The sequence below is a fragment of the Mesorhizobium jarvisii genome (assembly GCF_003601985.1).
GTDB lineage: Bacteria > Pseudomonadota > Alphaproteobacteria > Rhizobiales > Rhizobiaceae > Mesorhizobium > Mesorhizobium jarvisii.
Genome location: NZ_QZXA01000001.1, coordinates 393,423 through 420,122, shown reverse-complemented (window position 1 = coordinate 420,122; position 26,700 = coordinate 393,423). Strand labels below are relative to the sequence as shown.

General features: G+C 64.6%; 23 protein-coding genes. 12 read left to right on the top strand and 11 right to left on the bottom strand.

Features of this window, described 5'->3' with window-relative positions:
• Positions 1-66 precede the first annotated feature (66 nt).
• Positions 67-489 (top strand): GNAT family N-acetyltransferase, encoded by a 423-nt coding sequence (locus D3242_RS02060; RefSeq protein ID WP_019856795.1) that lies wholly within the window; start codon positions 67-69, stop codon positions 487-489.
• On the opposite strand, the gene D3242_RS02055 is transcribed toward D3242_RS02060, so the two are convergent.
• The 9 genes from D3242_RS02055 to murA all read right to left on the bottom strand — a co-directional run bounded on the left by D3242_RS02055 (position 486) and on the right by murA (position 11,122).
• Positions 486-1,601 carry an anhydro-N-acetylmuramic acid kinase gene (locus D3242_RS02055; RefSeq protein WP_064983275.1) on the bottom strand — a complete coding sequence of 372 codons (1,116 nt, stop codon included), beginning with the start codon at positions 1,599-1,601 and terminating at the stop codon, positions 486-488. The genes D3242_RS02060 and D3242_RS02055 overlap by 4 nt on opposite strands.
• A gap of 10 nt (positions 1,602-1,611) precedes the next feature.
• Positions 1,612-2,631, bottom strand: coding sequence for a serine hydrolase domain-containing protein (locus D3242_RS02050; protein WP_064983273.1), 1,020 nt, complete (start codon positions 2,629-2,631; stop codon positions 1,612-1,614).
• The gene (locus tag D3242_RS02045) at positions 2,628-4,376 is read right to left on the bottom strand and encodes an ABC transporter ATP-binding protein (RefSeq protein ID WP_064983270.1); all 1,749 of its coding nucleotides are present in this window, start codon (positions 4,374-4,376) and stop codon (positions 2,628-2,630) included. Before D3242_RS02045 ends, D3242_RS02050 begins: the two co-directional genes overlap by 4 nt.
• Positions 4,373-5,212, bottom strand: coding sequence for an ABC transporter permease (locus D3242_RS02040; protein WP_027046582.1), 840 nt, complete (start codon positions 5,210-5,212; stop codon positions 4,373-4,375). Before D3242_RS02040 ends, D3242_RS02045 begins: the two co-directional genes overlap by 4 nt.
• Complete coding sequence (locus D3242_RS02035) at positions 5,212-6,171, bottom strand: ABC transporter permease (protein ID WP_064983269.1); 960 nt, start codon at positions 6,169-6,171, stop codon at positions 5,212-5,214. The genes D3242_RS02040 and D3242_RS02035 overlap by 1 nt, the downstream gene beginning before the upstream one ends.
• A 34-nt stretch (positions 6,172-6,205) precedes the next feature.
• A complete protein-coding gene (locus D3242_RS02030; RefSeq protein WP_064983267.1) occupies positions 6,206-7,723 on the bottom strand; it encodes an ABC transporter substrate-binding protein in 1,518 nt (505 codons plus the stop codon).
• 173 nt (positions 7,724-7,896) lie between these two features.
• Positions 7,897-8,820 carry an N-acetylmuramic acid 6-phosphate etherase gene (murQ, locus tag D3242_RS02025; RefSeq protein WP_038645216.1) on the bottom strand — a complete coding sequence of 308 codons (924 nt, stop codon included), beginning with the start codon at positions 8,818-8,820 and terminating at the stop codon, positions 7,897-7,899.
• A gap of 170 nt (positions 8,821-8,990) precedes the next feature.
• On the bottom strand, positions 8,991-9,869 hold the full coding sequence (locus tag D3242_RS02020; protein ID WP_064983266.1) for a glucosamine kinase nucleotide-binding domain-containing protein: 879 nt from the start codon (positions 9,867-9,869) through the stop codon (positions 8,991-8,993).
• Positions 9,866-11,122 (bottom strand): UDP-N-acetylglucosamine 1-carboxyvinyltransferase, encoded by a 1,257-nt coding sequence (murA, locus tag D3242_RS02015; RefSeq protein ID WP_064983264.1) that lies wholly within the window; start codon positions 11,120-11,122, stop codon positions 9,866-9,868. The genes D3242_RS02020 and murA overlap by 4 nt, the downstream gene beginning before the upstream one ends.
• 164 nt (positions 11,123-11,286) lie before the next feature.
• On the opposite strand from murA, the gene D3242_RS02010 reads away from it, so the two are divergent.
• On the top strand, positions 11,287-12,147 hold the full coding sequence (locus D3242_RS02010; RefSeq protein ID WP_038645222.1) for a MurR/RpiR family transcriptional regulator: 861 nt from the start codon (positions 11,287-11,289) through the stop codon (positions 12,145-12,147).
• 4 nt (positions 12,148-12,151) lie between these two features.
• On the opposite strand, the gene D3242_RS02005 is transcribed toward D3242_RS02010, so the two are convergent.
• Together D3242_RS02005 and D3242_RS02000 are read right to left on the bottom strand one after the other, a co-directional pair.
• Positions 12,152-13,507: a glutamine synthetase family protein gene (locus D3242_RS02005; protein ID WP_064983262.1), complete on the bottom strand. Its 1,356-nt coding sequence runs from the start codon at positions 13,505-13,507 to the stop codon at positions 12,152-12,154.
• Positions 13,508-13,795: 288 nt separating this feature from the next.
• The gene (locus tag D3242_RS02000) at positions 13,796-14,494 is read right to left on the bottom strand and encodes a GntR family transcriptional regulator (protein ID WP_064983261.1); all 699 of its coding nucleotides are present in this window, start codon (positions 14,492-14,494) and stop codon (positions 13,796-13,798) included.
• 391 nt (positions 14,495-14,885) lie between these two features.
• Between D3242_RS02000 and ftsZ the strand changes: the two genes are divergently transcribed.
• The 10 genes from ftsZ to D3242_RS01950 all read left to right on the top strand — a co-directional run bounded on the left by ftsZ (position 14,886) and on the right by D3242_RS01950 (position 26,698).
• The gene (ftsZ, locus tag D3242_RS01995) at positions 14,886-15,923 is read left to right on the top strand and encodes a cell division protein FtsZ (RefSeq protein WP_064983259.1); all 1,038 of its coding nucleotides are present in this window, start codon (positions 14,886-14,888) and stop codon (positions 15,921-15,923) included.
• Between the two features lie 180 nt (positions 15,924-16,103).
• Entirely contained in the window at positions 16,104-17,147 is a 1,044-nt protein-coding gene (locus tag D3242_RS01990) for a substrate-binding domain-containing protein (protein ID WP_064983257.1), read from the top strand.
• Between the two features lie 35 nt (positions 17,148-17,182).
• A complete protein-coding gene (locus tag D3242_RS01985) occupies positions 17,183-18,454 on the top strand; it encodes an ABC transporter substrate-binding protein (protein ID WP_064983255.1) in 1,272 nt (423 codons plus the stop codon).
• Positions 18,455-18,601: 147 nt separating this feature from the next.
• Positions 18,602-19,447, top strand: a complete 846-nt coding sequence (locus D3242_RS01980) for a carbohydrate ABC transporter permease (protein WP_064983254.1) — start codon at positions 18,602-18,604, stop codon at positions 19,445-19,447.
• A 5-nt stretch (positions 19,448-19,452) separates the two neighbouring features.
• A complete protein-coding gene (locus tag D3242_RS01975; protein ID WP_202380028.1) occupies positions 19,453-20,289 on the top strand; it encodes a carbohydrate ABC transporter permease in 837 nt (278 codons plus the stop codon).
• Positions 20,290-20,310: 21 nt separating this feature from the next.
• The gene (locus D3242_RS01970) at positions 20,311-21,351 is read left to right on the top strand and encodes an ABC transporter ATP-binding protein (protein WP_064983251.1); all 1,041 of its coding nucleotides are present in this window, start codon (positions 20,311-20,313) and stop codon (positions 21,349-21,351) included.
• 22 nt (positions 21,352-21,373) lie between these two features.
• On the top strand, positions 21,374-22,654 hold the full coding sequence (locus D3242_RS01965) for an MGH1-like glycoside hydrolase domain-containing protein (protein WP_064983581.1): 1,281 nt from the start codon (positions 21,374-21,376) through the stop codon (positions 22,652-22,654).
• A gap of 123 nt (positions 22,655-22,777) precedes the next feature.
• Entirely contained in the window at positions 22,778-24,163 is a 1,386-nt protein-coding gene (locus D3242_RS01960) for an SWIM zinc finger family protein (RefSeq protein ID WP_223217770.1), read from the top strand.
• Positions 24,160-25,599, top strand: a complete 1,440-nt coding sequence (locus tag D3242_RS01955) for a DUF5691 domain-containing protein (protein WP_064983247.1) — start codon at positions 24,160-24,162, stop codon at positions 25,597-25,599. The genes D3242_RS01960 and D3242_RS01955 overlap by 4 nt, the downstream gene beginning before the upstream one ends.
• A 19-nt stretch (positions 25,600-25,618) precedes the next feature.
• Complete coding sequence (locus tag D3242_RS01950) at positions 25,619-26,698, top strand: ATP-binding protein (protein ID WP_038645231.1); 1,080 nt, start codon at positions 25,619-25,621, stop codon at positions 26,696-26,698.
• The last annotated feature ends 2 nt before the right edge of the window (positions 26,699-26,700 follow it).

Genomic DNA, 26,700 nt, shown 5'->3' with positions numbered 1-26,700 from the left:
AATTGCGCAAGAGCCTCCTGATCCGTAACCCTTCATCCCATCCAGCCGAGCTTTCCGGAAAGAGCCATGCACACGACACTCGAAACAACGGCAAACCCCTTGCCGGAGGACCTTGCCTTTCTTGCCGAACGGCTGACGGCGTTCAATGACGGCGATGTCGGCCCGTCCGAAAAAAAGGCGCTCGCTGTGTTCGTGCGCGACGAGGATGGCGCAGTCGTCGCCGGCATTTCGGGCTACACCGCCTGGGGCTGGCTCTACGTGCAATGGCTGTGGGTTGATGAAAGGCTGCGCGGTCAGCACATGGCCGGCCGGATGCTGGACGCGGCCGAGCAGGAAGCCTTGGCGCGCGGCTGCAACAACGCCTGGATCGACACCTTCAATCCGAACGCCGCCAAGGTCTACCAGCGCCAGGGCTATCAGCCCTTCGGCACGCTGGCCGATTTCCCGGTCGGACGCAGCCGGATCTTCCTGCGGAAGAAACTGGCTTAACCGGCCAGCTTTCCGCCGCGCATCGGCTGCGGCGCGCCAGTGGTGCTTGGAAAGCTGATCGGCAGGCCGCGCAGCACGCGCACCGCCAGGAAGGCAAAACACTCGGCCTCCACCGCGTCGCCGCTCCAGCCTAGGCTTTCCGCCTGCACCACCTCGACGCCGGCGCGGCTGGCGAGCATCGCCATCATCGTCGGGTTGTGCCGGCCACCGCCGCTGACCACCAGTTTCCTGGGCCGGCTTGGCAAGAGATCAAGCGCCTTGCCGACGGCGCCGGCGGTGAAGGCGGTGAGCAGGGCGGCACCGTCCTCGGCATTGAGGCCGTCGGCCATGGCGGCGCCGAAATCGAAACGGTCCAGCGATTTGGGGTGGGGCTTGCTGAGATAAGGATGCTGCAACAGCTTGGCGAGCCGGGCCTCGTCGACCGTTCCCGCACGGCCAAGGGCGCCATCGCGGTCCATGTCGCCGAGCCCCTTCGATTTGATGAAGTCGTTGAGCGGCGCATTGGCCGGTCCGGTGTCGAAGGCGACGACATTGTCGGCGCCGTCCCACCAGGTGACGTTGGCGACGCCGCCGAGATTGAGCACGGCCACTTCGCCGCTGGCGCCGGCGCTGCGCATCAGCGCGGTGTGATAGGCGGCGGCCAGGGGCGCGCCTTGCCCGCCGGCGCGCATGTCGGCCGAGCGAAAGTCATAGGCGACCTTGGTGCCCAACAGGGCATGCATCAGCTCGCCGTCACCCAATTGCCGCGTCTGGCCGAGTCGTCCCACCTGCGGCGCGCGATGCAGCACCGTCTGGCCATGAAAGCCGACGACGCCGATATCGGCCATCGTCATGCCGTAGCCCTCGACCAATTCCTTCACCGCCGCCGACTGGGCACGCGTCAGCGCTTCCTCGGCCTTGCGGAAGATCGCCGGTTCCGGCCCGACAAAATTCCAGGCCCGCGCCGCCGTCAGCGTCTCTTCCAGCAGCGAGCGGATCGACGGGGGATAGGGCATCAGCCGGTAGGTGCCGAAGTCGTCGATGCGCTCGCCATCGGTCTTGATCACCGCGACGTCGATATTGCCGTCAAGCACCGTGCCCGTCATCAGGCCGACGGCCCAGATTGGTTCCATCATCTAGCTCCTAAAGTCCGTTGACGAGATCGCCGACCGTCTGCCGCAGCGGGATGATTCCGCTGTCGAAATGACGTGTCGGATGGATCCGGTTGGTGAGCAAGGTCCAGGCCTTGCCGCTGTCGAAATCGATCCACAGTCCGGTGCCGGTAAAGCCGGTGTGGCCGATCGTTCCCAGCCTGCACAACTTCCCGCCGGACCAGCCGTCATAGGGGCGCTCCCATCCATGGGTGCGGGTGGCGGAAAGGGGTGTGCGCATCAGCGCGATCGACCGTGCGGAAGCACCGCTGCCGTCCAGCAGCCCTTGTGCGAAATCCAGCACCGAAGCTGCCGTGCCGAACAGCCCGGCATGACCGGCGCCTTGCAGCGCCGAGCAATTGTCGTCGTGCACCTCGCCGGACAGCACGCGATGACGCCAGGTGCAGTCCTCGGTCGCCGCGGCGATATCCGGCTCGGTGGACCAGGCAAATCCGGGGCCGGGATCCATGTCGCGGATGGTCTTGCCCGACAGCCGCTCGAGCGCGAAACCGAGCAGGATGAAGTTGATGTCAGAGTAAACGGGGTCACGGGCTCGCCATTCGCGCTGCAGGATGAAGGCGCGCAGCAATTCGGGATCGCGCCCGTAGGTGTAGATCGGTTCGACGGCTGGAAACGGCGTCTGATGGCCGAGGCACTGGCGAAACGTCACCTTCCGCTCCCACGCCGATTGATCGTACTGGCGAAGGTCGGGCAGCACCGAGATTAGCGGCGCGTCGAGATCGATGACGCCGTCCTCCGCCAGCGCCAAGATGCGCGGCGTGGTGAAGATGACCTTGGTCAGCGATGCCAGGTCGAACCAGGTTTCGACGGTCATTGGACGCTGCTTGGGCACGAGTTGCGCCGAGCCGATCGCCCTGACGATGCGGTGGCCATTGCTGTCGACGATGCCGAGCACGCCGCCGGGAATCCGCTTGGCAGCCACTGCGGCTTCCAACGGTGCGAACGCGCGGTCGAAGAGCTGTTGAAGATCGGCCGAAAGAACTGAAGTCACGCCTCAACCCTCGCCATATGGTCGCTCCCGAACCGCTCCCACAGCGCCGGCGCCGGCTCGAAACCCTGCGGGCGCACGAGCGAGGGAACCTGGCGTGTGTCGATCTCGAAATGCTCGCGCCGCCGGTCGATGGTCGGAACCGCTGCGATCAGTTTCTTCGTATAGGAGTGCTTCGGCTTCGACAGCACCGAGGCCGCATCGCCGATCTCGACGATCTGGCCGGCATAGATGACGGCGATGCGGTGCGCGATCCGCTCGACCACTGCTATATCGTGCGAGATGAAGAGATAAGCCAGCCCAAATTCGCGCTGAAGCTCGACCAGCAGCTCCAGCACCTTGGCCTGCACCGAGACATCGAGCGCCGACACGGCCTCATCGAGAACGACCACGGACGGGTTGAGCATCAGCGCACGCGCGATGCACAGCCTCTGCCGCTGGCCGCCGGAGAATTCATGCGGATAGCGCTCCAGGCTATTCCTGGGCAAGCCGACGCGTTCCAGCAGGCTCGCCATTTTGGCGCGTGTCTCGGTGTCCACACGACCACCGTTCGCGATCACCGGTTCTGCCAGGATGCTCTCGATGGCCAGCCTCGGATTGAGCGAGGCATAGGGATTCTGGAACACCATCTGCACGGGCTTGGCGCTGCGCTCGGCCGAAGCCTTTCGTGCGCCGACCGAGAAGCTGCCGCGCGTCGAGCGCACCAGCCCAAGCACCGCCTTCGCGGTGGTCGATTTGCCCGAACCGCTCTCGCCGACGATGGCCAAAGTCTCGCCCGGCATCAGGTCGAAGTCGACGCCATCGACGGCATGCACGGCGCCGGTGGCGCGGCTGAAGAAATTGCTCTTGAGGGGAAACCGCACCACCAGTCCGTCGACCTTCAAGGCCGGTTCTGCGTGTGGATCCTTGTCGCGTTGTCCGTCCGCGCGGGTCGCGCCTCCCCTCGCAAAATGCGGCACATCCTGCAGCAGATGCTGGGTGTAGGGGTGCCGCGGCCTGTCGAGGATCTGGTTCAGCTCGCCTTGCTCCACGGCCTGCCCGTTCTGCATCACCATGACCTTGTCGGCGATGCCGGCAACCAGGCCGATATCGTGGGTGATGAAGATCACAGACATGCCTGTTTCGCGCTTCAACTCGGCCAGCAGCGCCATGATCTGCGCCTGCACGGTGACGTCGAGCGCGGTGGTCGGCTCGTCGGCGATCAGCAGGCGCGGATTGCAGGCGAGCGCAATGGCGATCATCACCCTTTGCAGCATGCCGCCCGATAGCTGGTTTGGCGTGTATTTCAGCCGCCTTGCGGCATCGGGAATGCGCACGCGGTCGAGCGCATCTTTGGCCGCCGCCGTGGCTTGCCGGCCGGTCAGTCCGCGGTGCAGCCGGAACGATTCCTCGATCTGCGAACCGATGGTCAGCACCGGGTTGAGCGAGGTCATCGGCTCCTGGAAGATCATGCCGATTTCGGCGCCGCGAATGCCGCGTAGCTGCGGTTCGGCGGCGCTCGTCAGGTCGAAGAGACTGCCGTCGGCCCGCTTCAGCTTCATCGCGCCGCCGGTGATGCGGCCGCCGCCGAAATCGATCAGCCGGTTGATCGACAGCGCGGTGACGGATTTGCCGGAGCCGCTTTCGCCGACAATGGCCAGTGTTTCGCCATCGGCAAGGTCGAAGCTGATGCCGCGCACCACTTCATTGGCTTGCGGATCGCGGCCGAAGCCGACGTGCAGATCGCGAACCGACAACAGCGGCGTCATGCCGGCGCCCTCCGCATCCTGGGGTCGAGGATATCGCGCAAGGCGTCACCCAGCAGGTTGAAGCCGAGAATGCTGATCATGATGGTCAGTCCTGGAAAGATCATCAGCCAGGGCGCGGTCTCCATCAGATTGCGGCTGTCGCTCAGCATCAGGCCGAGCGAGGCGGCGGGCGGCTGCGTGCCCAGCCCGAGGAAGCTCAGGCCGGCTTCGGTGAGCAGCGCCCAGGCCAGCGCCAGCGTCACTTGCACGGTCAGCGGCGCCACCAGATTGAGCAACAAATGGCGCGTGACGATGTAGCTCGAACTGCTGCCGAAGGTGCGCGCGGCATCGACGAATTCGCGGGCCTTGAGCGAAAGGGCAGGGCCGCGCACCACGCGCGTGAAGATCGGCGTGTAGACGATGCCGATGGCAACCACGCTGGTCCATGTGCCAGGCCCGGCGACGGTGACAATGAGCAATGCCAGAAGGATCGCTGGGAAAGCCAAAAGCACATCCATGATGCGCATCACCACGCCGTCCCAGCGGCGTCCGAGCCAGGCTGCCGCCAGCCCCAGCACGGTGCCGGCAAGGGTCGCGAAGGCCACCGAGAAGAAGGCGACCGTGAAGGATTGGCCGATGCCGGCCATCAGCCGGCTGGCCACGTCGCGGCCGAACAGGTCGGTGCCCATCCAGTAGGCGCCATTGGGTGCGTGCAGCCGGTCGACGCGGAACTGCGTGATCGGATTGTGCGGCGTCAGCCCGAACAGGCCAAGGATGGCGATCAGCAAATAGACGCTGACGATGACGCCGCCGATACGGCCGCTGCCATGGCCGAAGATAGCGCGCAGGGTGCGCATCACTGTTCTCCCAGCCGGATGCGCGGATCGAGCCCGACATAGGCGAGGTCGACCAGGAGATTGACGATCATGAAGTTGAAGGCGATGAACAGCACAGCGCCTTGCACCAGCGCGTAGTCGCGCTGCAGGATGGCGTCGAGCACCATGCGTCCGAGGCCGGGCAAGGCATAGATCTGCTCGACGATGACGGCGCCGCCCAGGAGATAGCCGAATTCAATGCCACTCAGCGTCACCACCGGGATCAGCGCATTGGGGAGCGCGTGCCGCCAGATGACGCTGCGCGCCGAAGCGCCCTTGCTGCGCGCGGTGCGCACATAGTCGTCGCTCAAAACGTCGAGCATGGCCGAACGCGATATGCGCGTGACCGACGCGGCGAAGGCAAAGCCGAGCGTGATCGCAGGCAGGATCAGCTGGCTGAGATTGCGCAAGGGATCCTGCCAGAGCGGCGCGAATTCGCCCATCGCCGGCAGCACGCCGAAGCCGGCCGACAGCGTGTAGATGATCAAGAGGCCGAGCACGAAGCTCGGCGTCGACTGGCCGATCATGGCAACGATGCGCACCCCAAGATCGGACGGTTTTTCGCTATGCGTGGCGGCGTAGATGCCGGCCGGCATGCCAACGGCAAGCGCGATGATCATCGACAGCAGAGCCAGCTCCAGTGTCAGCGGAAAGCGTTCAAGGATGACGTCGAGCACCGGCCTGCCATAGGTGACCGAAATGCCGAAATTGCCGTACAGGATGCCGCCGATCCAGCGCCAGTACTGGACGAACCAGGGCTGGTCGATGCCGAAATAGGCGGCGAGCGAATCCCGCTGTGCCGGCGTCAGCAGCCCGGCTTCGGTGCCCAGCATCGCCGTGATCGAATCGCCCGGTACCATCCGGATCGCAACGAAGACCAGGATGGACACGCCAAGCAGGACGAGAGGAAACGTCGCCAGTCGTCGCATCAGATAAATCACGCGAAGAAGTCCTCTCGTCCAATGCCTGCCGAGGCTACTGCTGGATGGTAACCTTGCTCAGGCTGAACAGAGTGCCCGTCGGCGTCGGCACGAAGCCGGCGATGTTCTTCTGCTGGGCCGTGTAGCTATAGGAGGTGTAGAGCCAGATCCACGGCGACATCTCGGCGAGGTGCTTCTCGAATGCAGCGAAGATCGCCTTGCGTTTGGCCGGGTCGGTCTCGGCGCGCCCCTGCTGCATCTGGCTGTCCAGCGTGTCGTCGATGTAGTTGGCTACCTTCTGCAGATTGCCGGCCTTGGTCCAGTAGCGGTTGTACATGGTGTAGGGGTCGGCGCGGCCGCCATTGAGCGCGATCGCCATGTCGAAATCGCCCTTCAGCCAGGCGTCGACATAGACGTTGAGCTCCATCATCTTGATGTCGAGCTTGACGCCGATTTCGGCGAGCTGTGACTGGATGACCTGGGCCTCCGCAGCCGCCGTCGGCGGCTCGCCGGTGGCGCCGATCACTGTTGCCGAAAAGCCGTCGGCAAAGCCGGCCTCGGCCATCAGCTTCTTGGCCTTTTCGACATCGCGCTTGTAGCAGAACAGCTGGGTCGGATCGGTGGCGAGCGCCGGGATGGTCAGGGGTCCGGTGACCTTGCCTTCGCCGAGCGATGCGGTGTCCAGCACCTCTTGCCGGTCGATGGCGCAGGAGATCGCCTGGCGCACCTTGAACTCGGTCATCGGCTTGCGCGACGGGTTGAGCTGCAGCACGTGATAGGCAAGCACCGGTACGCGATTCAGCTGCAGGCTGGCCTCCTTCGGCACCAGCGTCGCGACCAGCGGGTCGTTGAGCAGGGCGAAATCGATCTGCTTGGTGCGCATGGCGGCCAGGATCGCCGCTTCGTCGGGCAGCACGCTGATCTCGATGCCGTCGACACCGGTAGCACCCCCCGCCCAATCCTTGTTGGCGCTCAAGACTTCCTTGGCGTTGGGGTCCCATTTGTCGAGCTTGAACGGGCCCGAGCCGACCGCCTTGGTGCCGATCGAGCCGGCCTTTATCTCGGCTGCGGGAACGATGGCCGCGTTGACGTCGCTCATCGCCGTCAGGATCGGCACGTCGGGCTGCGATAGATGGAATACGACGGTGGCCGCATCAGGTGTGTCGATGCTGGCGATCGACAGGAAATTGGCGCGGGCGGCCGCGCCCGTCTTCTCGTCGAGGATGCGCTCGAACGAGGCTTTGACGTCAGCGGAGGTGACGGCCTTGCCGTCCTGGAATTTCGCCTTGGGATCGAGCTTGAAGGTCAGTTCCTTGCCGTCCTTCGAGAATTCCCAGGAAGTGGCGATTGCCGGAATGATCTGCAGGCTGGCATCGACGCGCACCAGCGGCTCATAGATCAGTTCCAGGAGCCGCAGCGACGAGAAGGCCGTTTGCTTGTGCGGATCAAGCCCGGTGGCGTCCTGCGACCACGCCATGTGCAGCGTCGCGGCCTGCGTCGAAACCACAGCCATGCCGAGCATCGCGGCAACCGTGATGCCCGACAGCAATGTTCTTGTGAGATGCCTTGTCATTTCCGTCTCCCATTATGATTTGACTTGATGCCTTGCAGTTTCCGCCGACCGCTTCCAAGACACACATGCTTCGGAGTATCGGCCCAGTCTATGCGGCTTCACGCCGTCTTGTCTAAAGCGGCTTCTTGCCGTCTTGTCTAAAGCGGCTTGTTGCCGTCTTGTCCCGGGCGGCTTCATGCCGTCCCATCGCCGATTGCCTTTCGCAGGAAGCCTCCGGCCTTGCCGAGGGCAGTTCGCGCCGCCTCGACATCAAGGCCGGTGATCGTCACCAGTATCGCCAGCTTCACGTCATTGTTTGTCAGATGGAGTGCTTGTTTGGCCTGCTGCGCCGAACACCCGGCGGTCTGCATGACGATCCTGGTTGCCCGCGCCACCAGCTTCTTGTTGGACGGGTTGAGGTCCACCATCAGATTTTCATAGCTCTTGCCGATGCGGATCATCGAGGCGGTGGTCAGCATGTTGAGCACCAGCTTCTGCGCGGTTCCCGACTTCAGCCGCGTCGATCCGGTGAGCACTTCCGGGCCGACGACCGGCGAGATGGCGATGTCGGCGATGCCGGCAATGGTCGATGCCGGATTGCACGACAGGGCAACCGTGGTTGCGCCGACCTGCTTGGCATAGTTCAGTCCGCCGATAACGTAAGGCGTGCGCCCGCTGACCGCGATGCCGACCACCACGTCGTTCCGTACTAGTCCGATCTCCTGCAGCACCTTCGCGCCCATTTTCGGATCATCCTCGGCGCCTTCCGTCGACCGCACCAAGGCGTCCGGACCGCCGGCGATCAGGCCGATCACCATGCCCTCGGGCACGCCGAAGGTGGGCGGACATTCCGAAGCGTCGAGAACGCCGAGCCGGCCACTGGTGCCGGCGCCGATATAGATCAGTCTTGCGCCCTTCTGGAAGGCAAGAACGATCCGGTCGACGGCCGCGGCGATTTCCGGCAGCACCTTTTCAACAGCAGCCGGGACAAGCCTGTCCTCATCATTGATCTTGCGCAGCACGTCGATGGTCGGCAGCAGGTCGATATCCATTGTCCGCGGGTTGCGGCCTTCGGAAACCAGCAGGTCCAGCTCAGACATCAAACCTTGCTCGGTCATTCCAGCGCTTTCAAAAATTCTGCTGCCGGCGTCCGGCATGGCTCAACGGGCGCCAGGGCACACGGACGTCTGATCCGTCATCACAGTCTTTCTTTGTTAACTTTCTAGAATTGGATATTCGTATCGTCAACAGGAGATTGGAATATTTTATTCCTATCTCTTTGCTAAGCCTACAATACGCGGGGCGATCTCTTGGCAAGGATGATCGCGCCGGATACGGCGTCGCCGTCGGCGGGCTTCAGGCGGCGCCTTACATCGGGCGAAAGCCACGGTTCGAGCGGGCTGGCGAGGCCACCCAGCAAGGTCACGCGAGGCGCGCCTTTTTCGAACAGCACCCGCACCAGCGTGTCGATCTGCTCGGCGGCATTTTGCACGATGCGCCGCCCGGCTGGATCGCCCTGGTCGGCATGGCGCATGACCATCGGCGCCAGAGCGGCGTAATCCGTGGCGCTGGCGCGATCCATCCAGGCGACCGCCGCCATCGGGTCACCCTCGAAACGTTGCATCACCTCCGCCAGCAGCGCCGTCCGCTCGTGCCGGCCGTCATGACCGCGCAACGCCATTTGCACGGCTTTCAGCCCAAGATGGGCGCCGCTGCCTTCGTCGGAGATCGGAAAGCCGTAACCGCCGACGCGCAGGTCACGCCCCTCGACAAAGCCGAGGCCGATCGAACCGGTGCCGGCAATGACGATGGCGCCGTCCTGACCGGAATGCGCGCCCAGGCAGGCGCCGACGCCGTCGCTGACGAAATCGATGCTGGCAAACGGGTGCGCGATTGCCCGCAACGCCTCCAGCGCGCCCTTGCGGCCAATGCCGGCAAGCCCGATGCCGGCGTGGGTCCGAGCGATTTCGGTCGGTCCAAAGCCAGCCTCCGCGATCGCCGCGCCAAACGCTTTGGCAATCGAGGCCCATGCCGCGTCAATGCCAAGCCGCGTCGTCGCCGGGCCGGACAAGCCTTGTCCCAGCACGTTGCCGTCCGCGTCTTCGATACGAGCCCGGCAGCCGGTGCCGCCGCCATCGACGCCGAGAAGATAGTTAGCGCCGCTCATGCGCTCAGCCGCTCGATGTCGGCGCCGCAAAGGCGGAGCTTGCGGTCGAGTTGCTCATAGCCACGGTCGAGATGATAGACGCGGTTGATAATCGTCTCGCCTTCGCTCACCAATGCCGCCAGCACCAGCGACACCGAAGCGCGCAGGTCGGTGGCCATCACCTGCGCGCCATGCAGCTTCTCGCCGCCGAGCACCAAAGCCATTGTGCCTTGCAACTTGATGTTGGCGCCGAGCCGCATCAGTTCGGGCACATGCATGAAGCGGTTCTCGAAGATGGTTTCGCGCAGCAGCGACGCACCCTCGGCGCAGCACATCAGCGCCATGAACTGCGCCTGCAGGTCGGTCGGAAAGCCCGGATAGGGTTCCGTCGTGAGATCGGCGGCCTTGAGCGGCCGCTCGCGCGACACGATGAGCCCGCGATCGCCGGGCCAGACGCTGACGCCGGTGGCTTCCAGCAATTGCACCACCGAGGCCATGTGCTCGAGCCGGGCGTGTGTGAGCTCAAGCTGGCCGCCGGTGATCGCCGCGGCGATCGCATAGGTGCCGGCCTCGATGCGGTCCGGAATGATGTCGTGCCGGGCCGCGTGCCAACCGGTGTCGCCGGCGATCAGGATGCGGTGCGTGCCGGCGCCTTCGATGCGTGCGCCCATGGCGTTGAGGCAAGCGGCGAGATCGGCCACCTCGGGCTCGCGCGCCGCGTTGAGGATCTCGGTTTCGCCCTTGGCGGTGGTTGCCGCCATCATGGCGGTTTCCGTTGCCCCGACGGACGGCGAGCTGAGCACGATGCGCGTTCCGGTCAGCCCGTTCGGCGCCGAGGCGACGATCAGGCCGTTCTCGACGGCGATCTTGGCGCCGAGTGCCGCGAGTGCGGCGACATGCATGTCCACCGGCCGCGCACCGATGGCGCAGCCGCCCGGCAGCGAAACCCGGGCGTGGCCGAACCGGGCGAGCAGCGGCGCCAGAACGAGCACCGTCGCGCGCATTTTGCGCACCGTGTCATAGGACGTTTCCTTCGAAACGGCGGCATTGGTGTCGATCGTCGCGGCATGGGCCGATCGCGTCACGTCGGCGCCGTGAAGCCGCACAACGCCCAGCATGTTCTCGACATCGGTCACATCAGGCAAATTGGTCAGTTCGAGCGGGTAGGGGCTGAGCAGGGCGGCCGCGATCTGTGGCAAGGCAGCGTTCTTGGCGCCGGAAATGGTGACCGCGCCTTCCAGTCTTCGTCCGCCGACGATCCGCAATCTGTCCATGGCTGAACCCTCGTATGGCGAAAGCCGGGCGGCGGTCCGGTCGCTCCGGAAGAGCCATTCGATTCCCGAACCTGGCCGGTTCGAGAATTAATTCTGCGTTCTTGGCTGTCAATCGAAATTGGAATATTTTATTCCTCCGAGCACCGAAGCGCTGCAGAGGGTCCATGTCCGTTCTCAAGAAGATCAATGCGAAGCTCGACGGCATGGCGCCAGGCGATCGCGAGATCGGCCAGTACATCGTCGACAATCCCGACCAGATGCTGCGCCTGTCGACGGCAGCGCTTGCCGCCGAGATCGGGCGCAGTCAGTCGAGCGTCGTCAAGTTCAGCCAGAAGCTCGGCTATGCCAGCTACCAGGAGCTCAAGCTCGCCGTCAGCGAGGCCAAGGCGCAGGACTGGCAGGTGCCGGCCGGCGTCATCCATGGCTCGATCGAGGTCGGCGACACCTATCCGGTCATCCTCAAGAAACTGATCGGCAGCAAACTTCTGTCGATGCAGCAGACCGTCGCCGCCAACAGCGAGCGCATCATTTCCCGGACGCTGGAGCTGCTGGATGGCGCGCGCCGCATTCATCTGGTCGGCGTCGGCGCCTCGTCGCTGGTGGCGCGCGATTTCTCCTACAAGCTGATGAAGCTCGGCCGCAACGTGCTGCATGACAGCGACAGCCACATCCAGATGGCCAATGCCGCGACGCTCGGGCCTGGCGACGTGCTGTTCGCGCTCTCCTATTCCGGCGCCAGCATCGAAACCTTGCGCATCGCCGAACTCGCCGCCAAGCGCGGGACGACGGTGATCGCCGTCACCGGCCTGCACGACAATCCGCTGAGCCGGGTCGCCGACATCCGCCTCTACACCATCGCCGACGAGGAGCGCGCGCGCTCCTCCTCCATCACCGCGCGCGATGCGCAGCTGACGCTGACCGATCTGCTGTTCATCCTTTTGCTGCAGAAGCAGCCCGACGCCAACGACTATGTCCACAACAGCGAAGCGGCGGTCTCGGTGCTGAAGGCCGAGCGGTCCTCGTAAGGTCTCAGACGCTTTCGAGATAGGTCTCGATCTCGAAATCGCTGACGTTGAGAGCAAACGTATTCAACTCCTGGCGTTTGCAGGCGACGAAGGAGTCGCGCAGGATCGCTGGGAAAATCTCCGCCACATGTGTCCCGCTTTCGAAGGTGGCGATCGCCGAGGCCCAGTCCGGCGGCAGCTTGGCTGGTGCCGCGCCTTGGCCGTCGCTCCCGGTCGGCTCGCCCGGCGACATCTGCCTTTCGATGCCGATCAGGGCCGCGCCCAGTATGGCGGCAAGCACCAGATAGGGATTGGCATCCGCGCCCGACACGCGATGCTCGATGCGGCGCGCCCCGGTCGGGCCGCCGGGAATGCGGATCGCGACCATGCGGTTCTCGTAACCCCAGGCGACCGCGGTCGGCGCATAGGAACGCGGGCGGAGCCTGCGGTAGGAATTGAAGTGCGGTGCGAACACCAGCGTGCTCTCGGCCATCGCCGCCAGCAGCCCGCCGACCGCGTGGCGCATCGTTTCCGAGCCCTGATCGGTGCCGTCGTCGAACACATTGCGCCCTTCGGCGTCGACCAGGCTGAAATGGACGTGAAAGCCGTTGCCGGCGCGGTCGCCATAGGGCTTGGCCATGAAGCAGGCGGCAAAGCCGTGCTTGCGGGCAATGCCCTTCACCGTGCGCTTGAACAGCACCGCGTCGTCGGCCGCCCGCAGCGCGTCGGCGACATGGTTCAGATTGATCTCGAACTGGCCGACGCCATTTTCGGCAATGGCCGTGTCGACCGGAATGCCTTGCGCCCGGCAGGCTTCGTAGACGTCATGAATAAAGGCTTCGAAATCGTCGATCTCATCGATCGACAGCGCTGCGTCGGAATCGAGACGCCGCCCGGTGACCGGTGACACCGGCCCGACCGGCCGCTGCGATTGCGGATCGACCAGATAGAATTCGAGTTCGGTTGCCGCGACCGGGGTCAGGCCGAGCGCCTTGTAGCGGTCGAGGATGCGGGCCAGCGCCCGCCGGGGATCGCCGAGATAGGGCGCGCCGCTTTCATCGGCGAGCCAGAGCGGGACAAGTGCCGTCGGATGCGCCGTCCAGTCCACCGGCAGAATGCCGCGTCCCGTCCATTGGCAGAGGCCATCGGCATCGCCGGTCGAGAAAACCAGACTGTTGCCTTCGATGTCTTCGCCCCAGATGTCGAGCCCGATCAGCGAATAGGGCATGCGCAGCTTGCCTTCCAGCGCCTTGCGGGCCTGCTCCACGGGTATGCGTTTTCCTCGCATGACGCCGTTGAGGTCGCACACCGCCGCCCTCAGGCTCTGTATGTCGCTTCTGCTTTCAAGCCAGCTCAGAACGTCCGCAATTGCATCGCTCAATTTTAAAACCTCTGGTTTTCGAAGGTGCCCAAGCCCTGCCGGCTGCGCTATCCCTGGTAAAAGTGCTTGTGAGTTTTCGGAAAGCCTATCCAGCCACTGCCGGATATTTTTCCTTATTTTTTCAAGTCACTAGCTGGGATGTCGGGAGGCATTTCAAAACCAATTGCGCGATCTGCGATCGCAACATAGAGGCTAGGAGGCGGAAAGCCAAGGGGCATTCGGCATGCCGGCTTTGCCGCCGGGCAGGCCTGATCGGCCTTTGGGTCGAGCGACTATCACCCGGCGATCCTAGCGCCCGGCGCCCGGAAATCTGGCCTGGCGCAGGATGTGCGCCGCGCCTTCTTCGATGTCGCGAACGATGGCCGCGCGAGCGCGTGCCGCGTCCTGCGCCTCGATCGCGGCGACGACTTCCTCGTGATAGTCGATGTCGAGGATGGAGGCGAGATCGTCCTCGAAGCCCATGGCGAGGTTCCTGAGGAAGGGGCCGACCTGCATCCACACGGTCTCGATCAGGAAGATCATCTGCTCGTTGCCGCAATGGCGATAGATCGAGAATTTGAAGGCGTAATTCTTCCTGAGATAATCGTCGATATCGCCCTCGCGCGCCGCCAGGGTCAATTCGCTGCTGTGGCGCCGGATCGCCCGCAGATTGTTGCCGTTGATGCGTTTTGTCGCGAGTTCGGTCGCCGAGCCTTCGAGGATCGTGCGCACGGCGGTCAATTGCGAGAACCGTTCGGCCGAAATGACCGGCACCTCGACACTGCCGTTCGGCATCGGGCTCAGCGCCCGCAATGCCTGCAGCCGCATGAAAGCGCTGCGCACCGGCATGTCGCTGGTGCCGAGTTCCTTGGCGAGCCTGCGCGATGTCAGCTTCTGGCCCGGCGTGAACTGGCCGGACATCAGCGCCCGCACAAGCTCCAGATAGACCTTCTCATGCAGGGGTACGCTGTCGATGGCGCTCAACCCGAATTGTGTTCTGTCGGCCATTGGCGGGGGCGCTACTTCATTCGTTCTGAAATCTGGCCTGACGACGGCAGCCGCAGGTGATCCTGATTGGGCCGAGCACGGCGGGCGCCGAAGTCAGCGATATATCGGCGCATGATAGACGCCTCAATCGTTACGCGGCAAGCCGTTAGCAATGCGGCCAAGGGCAGGTCGCGCGGCACGATTCCGGCGCACGCGGTAGCCGCGTAGCGGTTTGCAATATCGCGATCACAAATCTTGACCTTGCGCGCACTTGCACGTCCGGCCGCTCTCTGGCTTTTTGGGGCACCCATCCGAACGGACTGATTCGCGTCATGCCGCTCGATTGCAATGTCTTGCAGACAGTCTGCTCGTGGGTCGTGAAGCGCGCGCAATTGGCGAAGGAGAAGCAGGCATGGCCGAGTTCAAGAAGCCGGAAATCTCCGAGATGAGGCCCAAGATCACCGTTATCGGTGTCGGCGGCGGCGGCGGCAACGCCATCAACAACATGATCGCGGAGCAGCTTCAGGGAACCGAATTCATTGCCGCCAACACCGATGCCCAGGCGCTGACCATGTCGAAGGCGACGCGGCTGATCCAGCTTGGCGCGCACGTCACCGAAGGCCTTGGTGCCGGATCGCTGCCTGAGATCGGCCGTGCCGCCGCCGAGGAATCGCTCGACGAGATCATGGATCATCTGGCCGGCACGCATATGTGCTTCGTCACCGCCGGCATGGGCGGCGGCACCGGAACCGGCGCTGCCCCGGTCATTGCCCAGGCGGCACGCAAGGCCGGCATACTGACGGTGGGTGTCGTTACCAAGCCCTTCACCTTCGAGGGCCGGCGCCGCATGCAGATGGCCGAGGAGGGCATCGAGCGGCTGCGCGAAGCCGCCGACACGGTGATCGTCATCCCGAACCAGAACCTGTTCCGCATCGCCGATGCCAAGACCACCTTCGCCGACGCGTTCGTCATCGCCGACCGGGTGCTTTATTCCGGCGTCAGCTGCATCACCGATCTCATCGTCAAGGAAGGTCTGATCAATCTCGATTTTGCCGACGTCAAATCGGTCATGCGCGGCATGGGCCGCGCCATGATGGGAACCGGCGAGGCGTCGGGCGAAAGCCGGGCGATGAAAGCGGCTGAAGCCGCGATCGCCAACCCGCTGCTCGACGAAGTGTCGATGAAGGGCGCCAAGGGCGTGCTGGTCTCGATATCGGGCGGCCGCGACATGACCCTGTTCGAGGTCGACGAGGCCGCCACCCGCATCCGCGAGGAGGTCTACGAGGATGCCGACATCATCGTCGGCGCTATCTTCGACAAGAGCATGGAAGGCCGCTTCAGGGTCTCGGTGGTGGCGACGGGTCTCGACCGTGCGCTCGGCGTGGGCGAGGCCGATGCCGGCATCGCGCATGACCATTCCGTGCCGTCCGCCGCAAGGATCTTGCAGTAGCTTTTTCTCTTCGAATTTAAGGGAGCCTCGGGCAGGCGGCCTGCGGAATGACGCAGGCGCGCTGCATTCGCTTGCGCTCCCCACTTTGGACAAAACGGCCATTCCCGACCGAAGTTTAAAACGTTTGCATTTTTGCAAAAGGCAATTACAAACGTTTCAAACTCGCCTGAGGGAGGATCGATGACCACCCGCGTCATCACGCTGAAGGAGCTTGCGGCAAGCCTCGACCTGTCGATCACGACGGTTTCGCGGGCGCTTGCCGGCCATGAGCAGATTGCGCTGAAGACGCGTGAGCGCGTCGCGCAGGCGGCGCGCCAGGCCGGCTATGTGCCCAACACCGCAGCGCGCACGCTTGTCTCGGGCCGCAGCGGCTTCGTCGGCCTCGTCCTGCCGATACGCGGCCCCAATCTCGTCGATTCCTTCCTCGGCGAATTCGTCACCGGGCTCGGCGAAGGGCTGGTGTCGCACGGCGCCGACCTGATCCTGGCCACGGCAGCGCTTGGCCATTCCGAGCTGTCGGTGCTGCGCCACGTCGTTGAATCCGGGCGCGCCGATGGCGTCGTCGTGACCCGCATCGCCGAGACCGACGAGCGCCTTGCCTATCTGCGCGAGCGTGGCTTTCCGTTCGTCGCGCACGGCCGGCTGCTCGACAGCGACTTTGACTACAACTGGCTCGACACGGATGGCGCGCACGCCTTCGGCGAAGCCTTCGACATGCTCTATGAGCTCGGCCATCGCCACTTCGGCCTGGTGACGATCTCGGAGGCGATGACCTTTCGCCATCTCAGGCAGGATGGCCTCGCCGCGGCCATCGCCCGGCGGGGCGACCCCTCGGTGCGGCTCGACGTGGTCACGGCGCCGCGCTTCGACCAGCAGGCGCGCATCGAGGCCGTCAACCGGATGTTGCGGGGCCCCGACAGGCCGACGGCCATCGTCGCTCTGTTCGACGAACTGGCGTTGACCGTGATGGAGGAGGCTGCCCGCGCTGGTTTCAGCATGCCGCGCGAGCTCTCCGTCATCGGCTTCGACAACATTGCGGCGTCGGCCTATGCGCCGCCGGGCCTGACCACTTTCGACGCGTCGATCCGGCAATGCGCGCGCGAGATCGCCGACATGCTGCTCACTGTCATCGCCGAAAAACCCGGCAAGCCGCTGACGCGGCTGATCCGGCCGACGCTGGTTGCGCGGGCAAGCCATGGACCCGCACCGCAGACAAGAAGCTGACGCCGCCTGACGGCGCATATCCAGGGAGGAAGACCATGATGAAAGCGTTGAAGACACTGACCGGCGCCGCGCTGGCGTTATCGATCGCTTCGGGCGGCGCGCAAGCCCAGCAGATGCTGTTCTGGTCGACGCAGGCGCGGCCGGTCGAGGAAACCCAGAAGATGCGCGACGAGGTGCTGAAGGGTTTCGACGGTCCCGTCGACTATCAGGTCGCCGAGGACGGTCCCTGGCTCACCCGCCTGCAGGCGGAATTGCAGGCCGGCTCCGGCACCATCGGCCTGCTTGGCGGCCTGCACGGCGATTTCTCCACCGTCGGCGCCAACCTTGTCGACCTGTCGGCTGTCGATGTCGGCGGGGTCAAGGTCAACGAGGCCTACAAGAAACTCGGCATGCTCGGCACCGGCGAACAGAAATATATGCCCTGGATGCAGGCCACCTATCTGATGGCCGCCAACAAGCAGGCGCTGCAATATCTGCCGGCGGGCACCGATCTCAACACCATCACCTATGACCAGCTGATCGAATGGTCGAAGAATATCGCCGAAAAGACCGGGTCGCCGAAATTCGGCTTTCCGGCCGGCCCCAAGGGGCTGAAGCATCGCTTCTTCGAGGGCTTTCTCTATCCGTCCTACACCGGTTCGATGGTCACGAAATTCCGTTCGGCCGAGGCCGAGACGGCGTGGAACAAGTTCAAGGAATTGTGGCAGTACACCAACCCGAACTCGACCAATTACGCCTTCATGCAGGAGCCGCTGCTCTCGGGCGAAGTCTGGGTGGCGTTCGACCATGTAGCGCGGCTCGCCGACGCCTTCAACAAGAAGCCCGACGACTTCGTCGCCTTCCCGGCGCCGGCCGGGCCTGCCGGTCGCGGCTTCATGCCGGTCGTGGCCGGCGTCGCCATTCCGAAGACCGCGCCGGACATGGACAAGGCGAAGGCGCTGGTTGCCTATATGCTGAAGCCTGAAACCCAGATCGCCACGCTCAAGGCGACCAATTTCTTTCCGGTCGTCGACGTCAAGCTGCCCGACGACATGCCGGCCTCGGTGAAGGCGTTCGGCCCGGCGATCGCCACCATGACCGCTGCACCCGACGCGCTGCCGGCGCTGCTGCCGATGGGGCTCGGGGACCTCGGCGGCAAGTTCAACCAGGTCTACACCGACAGCTTCGAGCGCATCGTACTCGGCGGCGAAGATGTCCATGGCGTGCTCGGCGAAGAAGCAGCGGCGCTCAAGGCGATCATCGACCAGTCGAAGGCGCCGTGCTGGGCGCCCGACAAGCCATCCGCCGGCGCTTGCCCGGTCGATTAGACCATGATCCCGAAAAGTGGAAACCGGTTTTCGGAAAAGATCATGGTCAAACAAAAGTAGGAATCCTCCCGAGGGGGCGCCCGGAGTTTGTTGCACTCCGGGCGCCCAGACCGCAGCACTCGACCGCAGCACGCGAAGGACACCACCATGCACGGCAAGGCTCTGCCCTATCTGCTGCTGATGCCGGCGACGCTGTTCCTCTGCATCTTCTTCCTCTACCCGTTCGCGCTGGTCGCCTTCGAGGCGGTGAGCCGCGACGGCGCCTTCACCCTCGACAATTTCCGCACCATGGCCGGCAGCTGGAAATTCCCGGTCACCGTCCGCAATACGCTGCTGCTGGCGGCCATCGTCGTGCCGATCCAGCTGGTCATGGCGTTGCTGATGGCGAGCGTGGTGTCGCGGCTGGAGACCGGGCGCAGCGCGGCCCTCTATGTCTTTGCCATTCCGCTCGGCATTTCCGATCTCGCCGCCGGGATGATCTGGCTCGCCATCTTCGATCAGTCCGGCTTCCTCAACACGCTGCTTTCGAGCCTCGGCGTCGTCGACAGGCCGGTCATGTTCCTCGGCTACCAGAGCAAGCTGACCATCTTCATCGCCGTGGCGCTGGCCGAGATCTGGCGGGCCACGGCAATCATGATGGTCATCCTCGTCGCCGGCATGGGCCTGATCCCCAAGGAATATTACGAGGCGGCCGAGGTGTTCGGGGCAAGCCCGTGGCAGCGCTTCCGGCGTATCACGCTGCCATTGCTGCGCCCCAGCCTGCAGACGGCGATCATCCTGCGCGTCATCCTCGCCTTCGAGGTCTTCGCCGTGGTCGCGGCACTCGGCGGCACCAACCTGCCGGTGCTGATGGGCGAAACCTACAACTGGCAATTCACGCTGCAGGACCGCAATGTCGCCGCCGCCTCGGCGCTGCTCATCCTCGCCATCTCGATCGGCTTCACGCTGTTTTTCCTCAGGGTGCTGCGTGTGCCCAAGGAAGCACGGATATGAACGCCATCACCGAATCGCCGGTTGCGGCGACCGCCGACGCACGCAAGGCCGGCGACTTGCTGCTGGTCGCCACCGCCCTCCTGCTTTGCGTCTGGGTGCTGCTGCCGATCTATCTCTTGATCGTCAACGCGCTGTCGTCGCCCGACCAGGTGACGGCTTTCCCGAAGCGCTTCTTTCCGTCCTTCGATCTCGGCAGTCTTTCGTTCTTCATCAATTTCGCCGGCGTCGCCCGGGCGCTGTGGAATTCGGTGCTTGTCGCCACGCTGACGATGATCCTGGCCATCGGCTTCGGCGCGCCGGCCGGTTACGCGCTGTCGCGCTTCGATTTTCCGGGAAAGGGCGCGTTCCGCTTCCTGGTGCTGATGACCCGCGCCTTCCCGCTGCCGCTTCTGGCGCTGCCGCTGGCAGTGATGTTCATCCGCACTGGCCTCGACGACACCGCCATCGGGCTGGCGCTGGTGCACACCACGCTGGCGCTGCCGTTCGCCGTACTGATCGCCTTCTCGCTGTTTTCCGGCATTCCCGTCGAGCTCGAGGAGGCGGCCTGGACGCTCGGCTGCACGCGCTGGCAGGCGTTCCGCAAGGTGATCCTGCCGCTGGCGCTGCCCGGCATCGCCGCCTCGGCGGTGTTTGCCTTCACCATCTCCTGGAACGAGGTATTCGCGGCCGCCGTGCTGACCATCGAAAACCGCACGCTGACTGCGTTCCTGCTGCAGAGCCTTGGTGAATCGCCACTCTATCTCAAATTCGCCGGCGGCGCGGCGCTGGTCGTGCCGGCGCTGATCTTCATCTTCGCCGTCCGCAAATACCTTTTCGCCATGTGGGGGATCGCCAACCGATGACGCGTTATACGGAGACGGCCCATGGCTGAAATCGCAATCAAGGGCGTGGCCAAGCGCTTCGGCGGCTTCACAGCGCTGCATCAGGTCGACCTCACAATATCAGACCAGGAATTCGTGGTGCTGCTCGGCGCCTCGGGCTGCGGCAAGACCACGCTGCTGAGGATCGTCGCCGGGCTGGAGAGGTCGAGCCAGGGCGAGGTCTGGATCGGCGGCCGCCGTGTCGACCATCTGCCGCCGCGCGAGCGCGGCATCGCCATGGTGTTCCAGAACTATGCCGTCTTTCCGCATCTGACTGTGTTCGAGAACATCGCCTTCGGCCTGCGCATGAAGAAATTGCCGCAGCAGGAGGTCGAGCGCCGCGTCAACCGCACCGCCGAGCTCATGCATATCGAGCAGTTGCTGAAGCGCTATTCCGGCCAATTGTCCGGCGGCCAGCGCCAGCGTGTCGCGGTCGCACGCGCGCTCGCCATGGAGCCCGACGTCATCCTGATGGACGAGCCGCTGTCGAACCTAGACGCGCTGCTGCGGCTGGAAATGCGCGCCGAGCTCAAGGGCGTGCTCGCCGCGTCGAAGACCACCACCATCTATGTCACCCACGACCAGGTCGAGGCGATGAGCCTTGCCGACCGCATCGCCGTCATGCATCAGGGCCGCATCGTCCAGGCGGCCTCGCCGGTCGAGGTCTACCGCAATCCGGCCGCGCGTTTCGTCGGCTCCTTCATCGGTAATCCGCCGATGAATTTTATCCCGGCGGCCAAGGCCGCGAACGGCAGCTGGACCGTTGCCGGACTGACGCTGTCGGGCCCGAAGTCGGACAAGCCAAGAATAGAATTCGCCATCCGTCCCGAGGATGTCGATGCGGGCGGCGAGGGCTTGCGCGCCACGGTGCACGTCATCGAGCCGCTCGGGCCGCACACGCTGGTTACCTGCGATGTCGAGGGCGGCCTGTTCCGCGCCATCCTGGACTCCAACGCCAGCGTTCAGGTCGGCGACGACCTGCGCCTGGCTCCCAAACCCGACCGCATCCGCTGGTTCGATCCCGAAACCACCAATGCCCTTTGACGCCGAAAGCCCTGAAACGCCCATGACTGTTTCCGCCACAAGTGACATCATCGCCCGCGCCGTCGAGGTGCTCAGGGAGAACGACCAGGGCGCCTACACCATTCCGACAAAAGGCCTCTATCCCTTCCAATGGAACTGGGATTCCTGCCTGACCGCGCTCGGCCTTGCCCATTACGACGAGGCGCGCGCCTGGACCGAGATCGAGACCTTGTTCGCGCATCAGTGGCCGGACGGCATGGTGCCGCACATCGTCTTCCATGTCTGGAACGACGGCTATTTTCCCGGCCCCGAGGTCTGGCGGACTGGCCGTCCGACGGCGACGTCCGGCATCACCCAGCCGGCGGTCGCCGGCTTTGCCGCGCGCCGCCTGTTCGACCGGGCGAACGACAAGAAACTGGCTGCGGAGCGAGCCCGCGCATTGCTGCCGAAAATCGATGCCTGGCACCGCTGGTTCTACGAGAACCGTGATCCCAAGGGGGAGGGGCTGGTCGCCATCATCCATCCCTGGGAGTCCGGCCGCGACAATTCCATCGACTGGGACGATGCCTTCGAGCGCGTGCCGACCGAAGGCGTCGAGCCCTACACCCGCCGCGACACCTTGCACGCCGATCCGGCGCATCGGCCAACGCGCGAGCAGTATGACCGCTACATCTGGCTGGTGCAGCATTTTCGCGGGCTCGGCTGGGACAATGCCAGGCTGCACAACGCCTCGCCCTTCCAGGTCGTCGATCCCGGCTTCAACGCCATCCTGATCCGCGCCGCGGCCGATCTCGCCGATCTCGCCGAAACGCTCGGCGAAACCGAAATTGCCGCCGCCAACCGCGCCCGCGCGAAAAAGGGCCTGGTTGCCATGGAGCGGCTGTGGAGCGACGTGCACGGCCAGTATCTCTGCCTCGACCGCATCACTGGCGAACTGATCGACAGCGCGTCGGTCGGCGGCATCCTTCCGGCTTTCGCGGCCATCCCCAAGCCTCGTGCTGCCGCGATCGCCGCGACCGTCGAACGGCTTGCCGGCAAGGCACGCTATGTCGTGCCGTCGCATGATCCCGGCGATCCGCGCTTCGACGCCAAGCGCTATTGGCGCGGCCCGGTCTGGCTGGTGGTCAACTACATGATATCAGATGGCCTAGCCGCCGCCGGCCACGGTAAGGTCGCGCAACGCATCACCCAGTCCAGCCTGGATCTAATTCGGGAAAGCGGTTTTGCCGAATATTACGACCCTCTCACCGGCGAGCCGCTCGGCGGCGGCCGCTTCACCTGGACGGCGGCAATGGTGATAGAGTTTCTGCGCAACGCCAGTTGAGTGCTTGCAGCCCGCTGTATCGACCTCTATCCCTCTGCTGCTACAAGAATCCGTCATATCGGGCCATCTATACTGGCGACCGGAATTCGTTCGAGCGACGAGAGGCGCGGCTTGGAATTTGACTTGAAAACCATCGAAGCGCTCGCGCCCGACCAGGCGTCGTTGAGCGCGGCGTCCAAGTTGACCAAGCAATCGAACTGGCCACGGCTCGAAAAGAACGAAGAACTGGCGCTTATCTGGGGCGAATGCCAGGGCTCCGGCTCCAACCCCTATCGCGTCGTCGTCGACACCAGCGACCACGGCTACAAATGCACCTGTCCGTCGCGGAAATTTCCCTGCAAGCACACTTTGGCGCTGATGTGGATCGCCGCCACCGCGCCAGCGAGTTTCGCCGCCGCCGGCTCGACGCCGGAATGGGTGAACGATTGGCTCGGCCGTCGCAGGAAGACCACATCGCCGCCGGTTGCACCGACGCCCGGCGCGGCAGGCAAGAGCATCGGCGAGGCCTCGCTTAACGACGAAGGCGCCGCTGTCGAGGACGCAGCCGCGATCGAACGCCGGGAGACGGCGCAGCGCAAGCGCCACGAGGATACGCGGTCCTCGGTCTCGGCGGCTTTGGACGAACTCGATCAATGGATATCGGATCAGCTACGGCTTGGTCTTGTAGGCTTTGTCGACAACAGCAGTGATCGGTGCCGCCGCATTGCGGCGCGGCTGGTCGACATGAAGGCGACGGCGCTTGCTGGCCGCATCGATGAGATTCCGTCCCGGCTGATGGGTCTGCGCAGCGAGGAACGGCCAGACGCCGCAATCCGCGAACTCGGCAAGCTCGTGCTGCTGGCCAAGGCCTGGCGACAGGCACCTGACGACGCCGAACTGAGGCGGCTGGTGTCGACTTCCGAAAGCCGCGAGCAGGTGCTCGCCAATCCCGACGCGATCCAGGTCGAAAGCCTCTGGGAGGTGCTCGGCGAAAAGATCGAGACGCGCCGTGACGGCCTTGTCAGTCATTCGACCTGGCTGCTCGACCTGAAGAGCGCCGCCCCGCGATTTGCTCTCCTGCTCGACTATTTCCCGGCCTCGGCCGGTCGCCGGTCTAACGCCTTCACGCCGGGCGATCGCTTCGATGCAACGCTCGTCTTTTATCCCGCGCGCCAGCCCTTGCGGGCGCTGGTTGCGGAGCGCAGGGGCGACGTCACGTCAGGGCAATGGCCGGATTTCGGCTTGGGCGCAGCCGATCCGCTCGCGGCCCATGCCGCTCACCAGGACACGGCCCCCTGGCTCACCGATTGCCCTGTCCTGTTGCCCCCCGGTGCGATCCTGCTGGACGATCGGGGGGACGCCTGGTGGCAATCCACTGACGATCCGCATGGCATCGCCTTGCCGATCGCCGATACCATCAGTCCCACGCTGCTTGGTCTCGACCTAGCGGCAACGGCAGCGGTTTGGAGCGGCGGCCGGCTTCATCTTCTGGCGGCGCAAAGCGGCTTCGGAAGGCTTGATCTGTCGTGAACGAGATCGAGCAGACAGGCCTTGCGACCATGCGCGATTGCTGGATCACCGGCGGAACGAGCTTTGAGCTGGCTCCGGCCACTTGGAAGGAGTTCGTCGCCGGTGCCAGCCCCGACGAGCGTGAGCGCCGATTGCTGGCGATCGCCGCACAAGCACTCGAAATCGCCTTGCGGCCGGCCGCGCCGAAGACGCTGAAGCGTCGCCCGCCGCTGCCTGAACTCGCCTTGCCGATGCTGCCGGGGCGGCTGCGGCCGCTGTTGCGGGCGGCGCTGAAACACGCCGACGACGCAAGGGGCAAGTCGCGCGTGGTGGCCCTCGTCGCCAGCCGCGGCTTCGTGCTGCATCCGATGGACTGGATGCCGGCCGCGTCGGATCAGACCAGTCCGGATGTCTATGCACCCTGGATCGACTGGCAGGCGGGCGTCGACGGCGAAAAACGCACGAGCCGGGAGCAACTGACGGCTGAGAATTGGGACGAATTCTATCCCGCCGCGCGCCGCAGTGCGCTGGCCGACATGCGCCGCACAGCACCCGCTGTGGCCCGGCAACTGATCGAGACCAAGGGATCAAGCGAACCAGCCGAGATCAGGCTTGTGCTCATTGCGCTCATGCATTTCGGCCTGGGCGCCGGTGACGTGCCGTTCCTGAAAAGCCTGTCCGCCGACCGCTCCGGCAAGGTGCGCGAATTGGCCGGCCGGATGCTGGCGCGGTTGGGCGAGCATGGCCAGCCAGGCGATGGCGGGCCGGGAGATCCAACAGCCGAACTCGCCGCCTTCATCACGGAAGGCAAATCCGGCTTCATCCGCCGCCGCACCACCTACGCCCCGGCGAAGCTGAAATCCCCGGCGCAGGAGCGGCGCCGCGCCGAACTGTTCGAGACCTGGAACCTGATCGACCTCGCAGCGCGCTTCGGCGTCACCGAAGCCGACTTCATAGGCGCGTGGCAGTTCGGCGCCGACAACAATGTCGATATCCTAGTCTCCCGCATGGTCGCCGCGTCGGGCAGCGACGCTGCGGTCGCGCACTTGGCCGACACGCTTGCCGCCGAGGGCGGCAAGCCGGCGCTTTTCGCCCTGCATTTGATGCCGCGCCTGGACAGTCGCAGGCAGCGGGACCTGATCAGGCTGATCTTGAAGGACACGTATTATCTCGGTGCGCTCAGCCTGGCCGAGGGCGTCGAGGCAGGCTGGCTGGACTGGGCCGACCTGACCAACGGCAAGACGCTGCCGGCACTGTGCGCTGCCGTCGCGGGAAACGATGAGGCCGCAAAGCGCGGCGCCGACCAGCTTCTGGAAACGCTGGGCTTTCTCGCCACGGCCGCGGCGTCGGAAAGATTGATCGGCGATGTCGTCACGGCCGGCATGGCGCCGGCAGCACCTTCTCTTGGTCTTCTGCGCCTCAACGCATCCCTGGCAGGGCCTTCAACCGACACATGATCAATCCGGAGAACAGCAAATGAACGCAGCCATCCGTCTTCCGGTCGAGCAGGCCTACGCCGCCGAATTGCAGGCGCTCGCGCGCAACGACGACCGGCAAAGGCCCGCCGGCTGGAGCCTGTCGCCAAAGGCGGTGCTGACTTACCTGCTTGGCGGAAAGGCTGACGACGGCACGCTGATAACGCCCAAATATGTTGGCCGCCGCCGGTTGATGGAAACCGCCGTGGCGACGCTTGCCACCGACCGCGCATTGTTGCTGCTTGGTGTTCCCGGGACCGCCAAATCCTGGGTGTCGGAGCATCTCGCCGCCGCCATCATGGGCGACTCGACGCTGATCGTGCAGTGCACGGCCGGCACCGACGAGAACCAGATCCGCTATGGTTGGAATTATGCGCAGCTTCTGGCCAAGGGTCCAAGCCAGGAGGCACTGGTGCCGACGCCGCTCTACCGCGCCATGCAGGACGGCAAGCTCTGCCGCCTCGAGGAACTGACGCGCATGGGTTCGGATGTGCAGGACACGCTGATCACCGTGCTGTCCGAAAAGATGATGCCGATCCCCGAACTCAACACCTCGATCTACGCGCAGCGCGGCTTCAACATCATCGCCACCGCCAACAACCGCGACAAGGGCGTCAACGAACTGTCCTCGGCGCTGAAGCGCCGCTTCAACGTCGTCGTGCTGCCTTTGCCCGAAGACATGGCGGAGGAGGTGGCGATCGTCTCCAAACGCGTCGGCGAGATGGCCGGCGGTCTCGACCTTCCGGTGCCGAAGAATGTCGGCGAGGAGATTGCCCGCGTGCTGACCATTTTCCGAGAGTTGCGCTCCGGCGCGACGGCGGACGGGAAGGTGACGTTGAAGACGCCGTCCGGGTCGCTGTCCACGGCGGAGGCAATCGCCACCATGGTTGGCGGGCTCAGTCAGGCCGCTTGGTTCGACAGTGGCAAGCTCGGCGCCGAAGGCCTCGCTGCCAGCCTTGTCGGTGCGATCGTGAAGGATCCGGTGCAGGACAAGCTGGTGCTGGAGGAGTATCTGGAAACCGTGCTCAAGAAGCGGCCCGACTACGCCGGCTATTACACCGCCTTGAACGCCGCGATCTGACG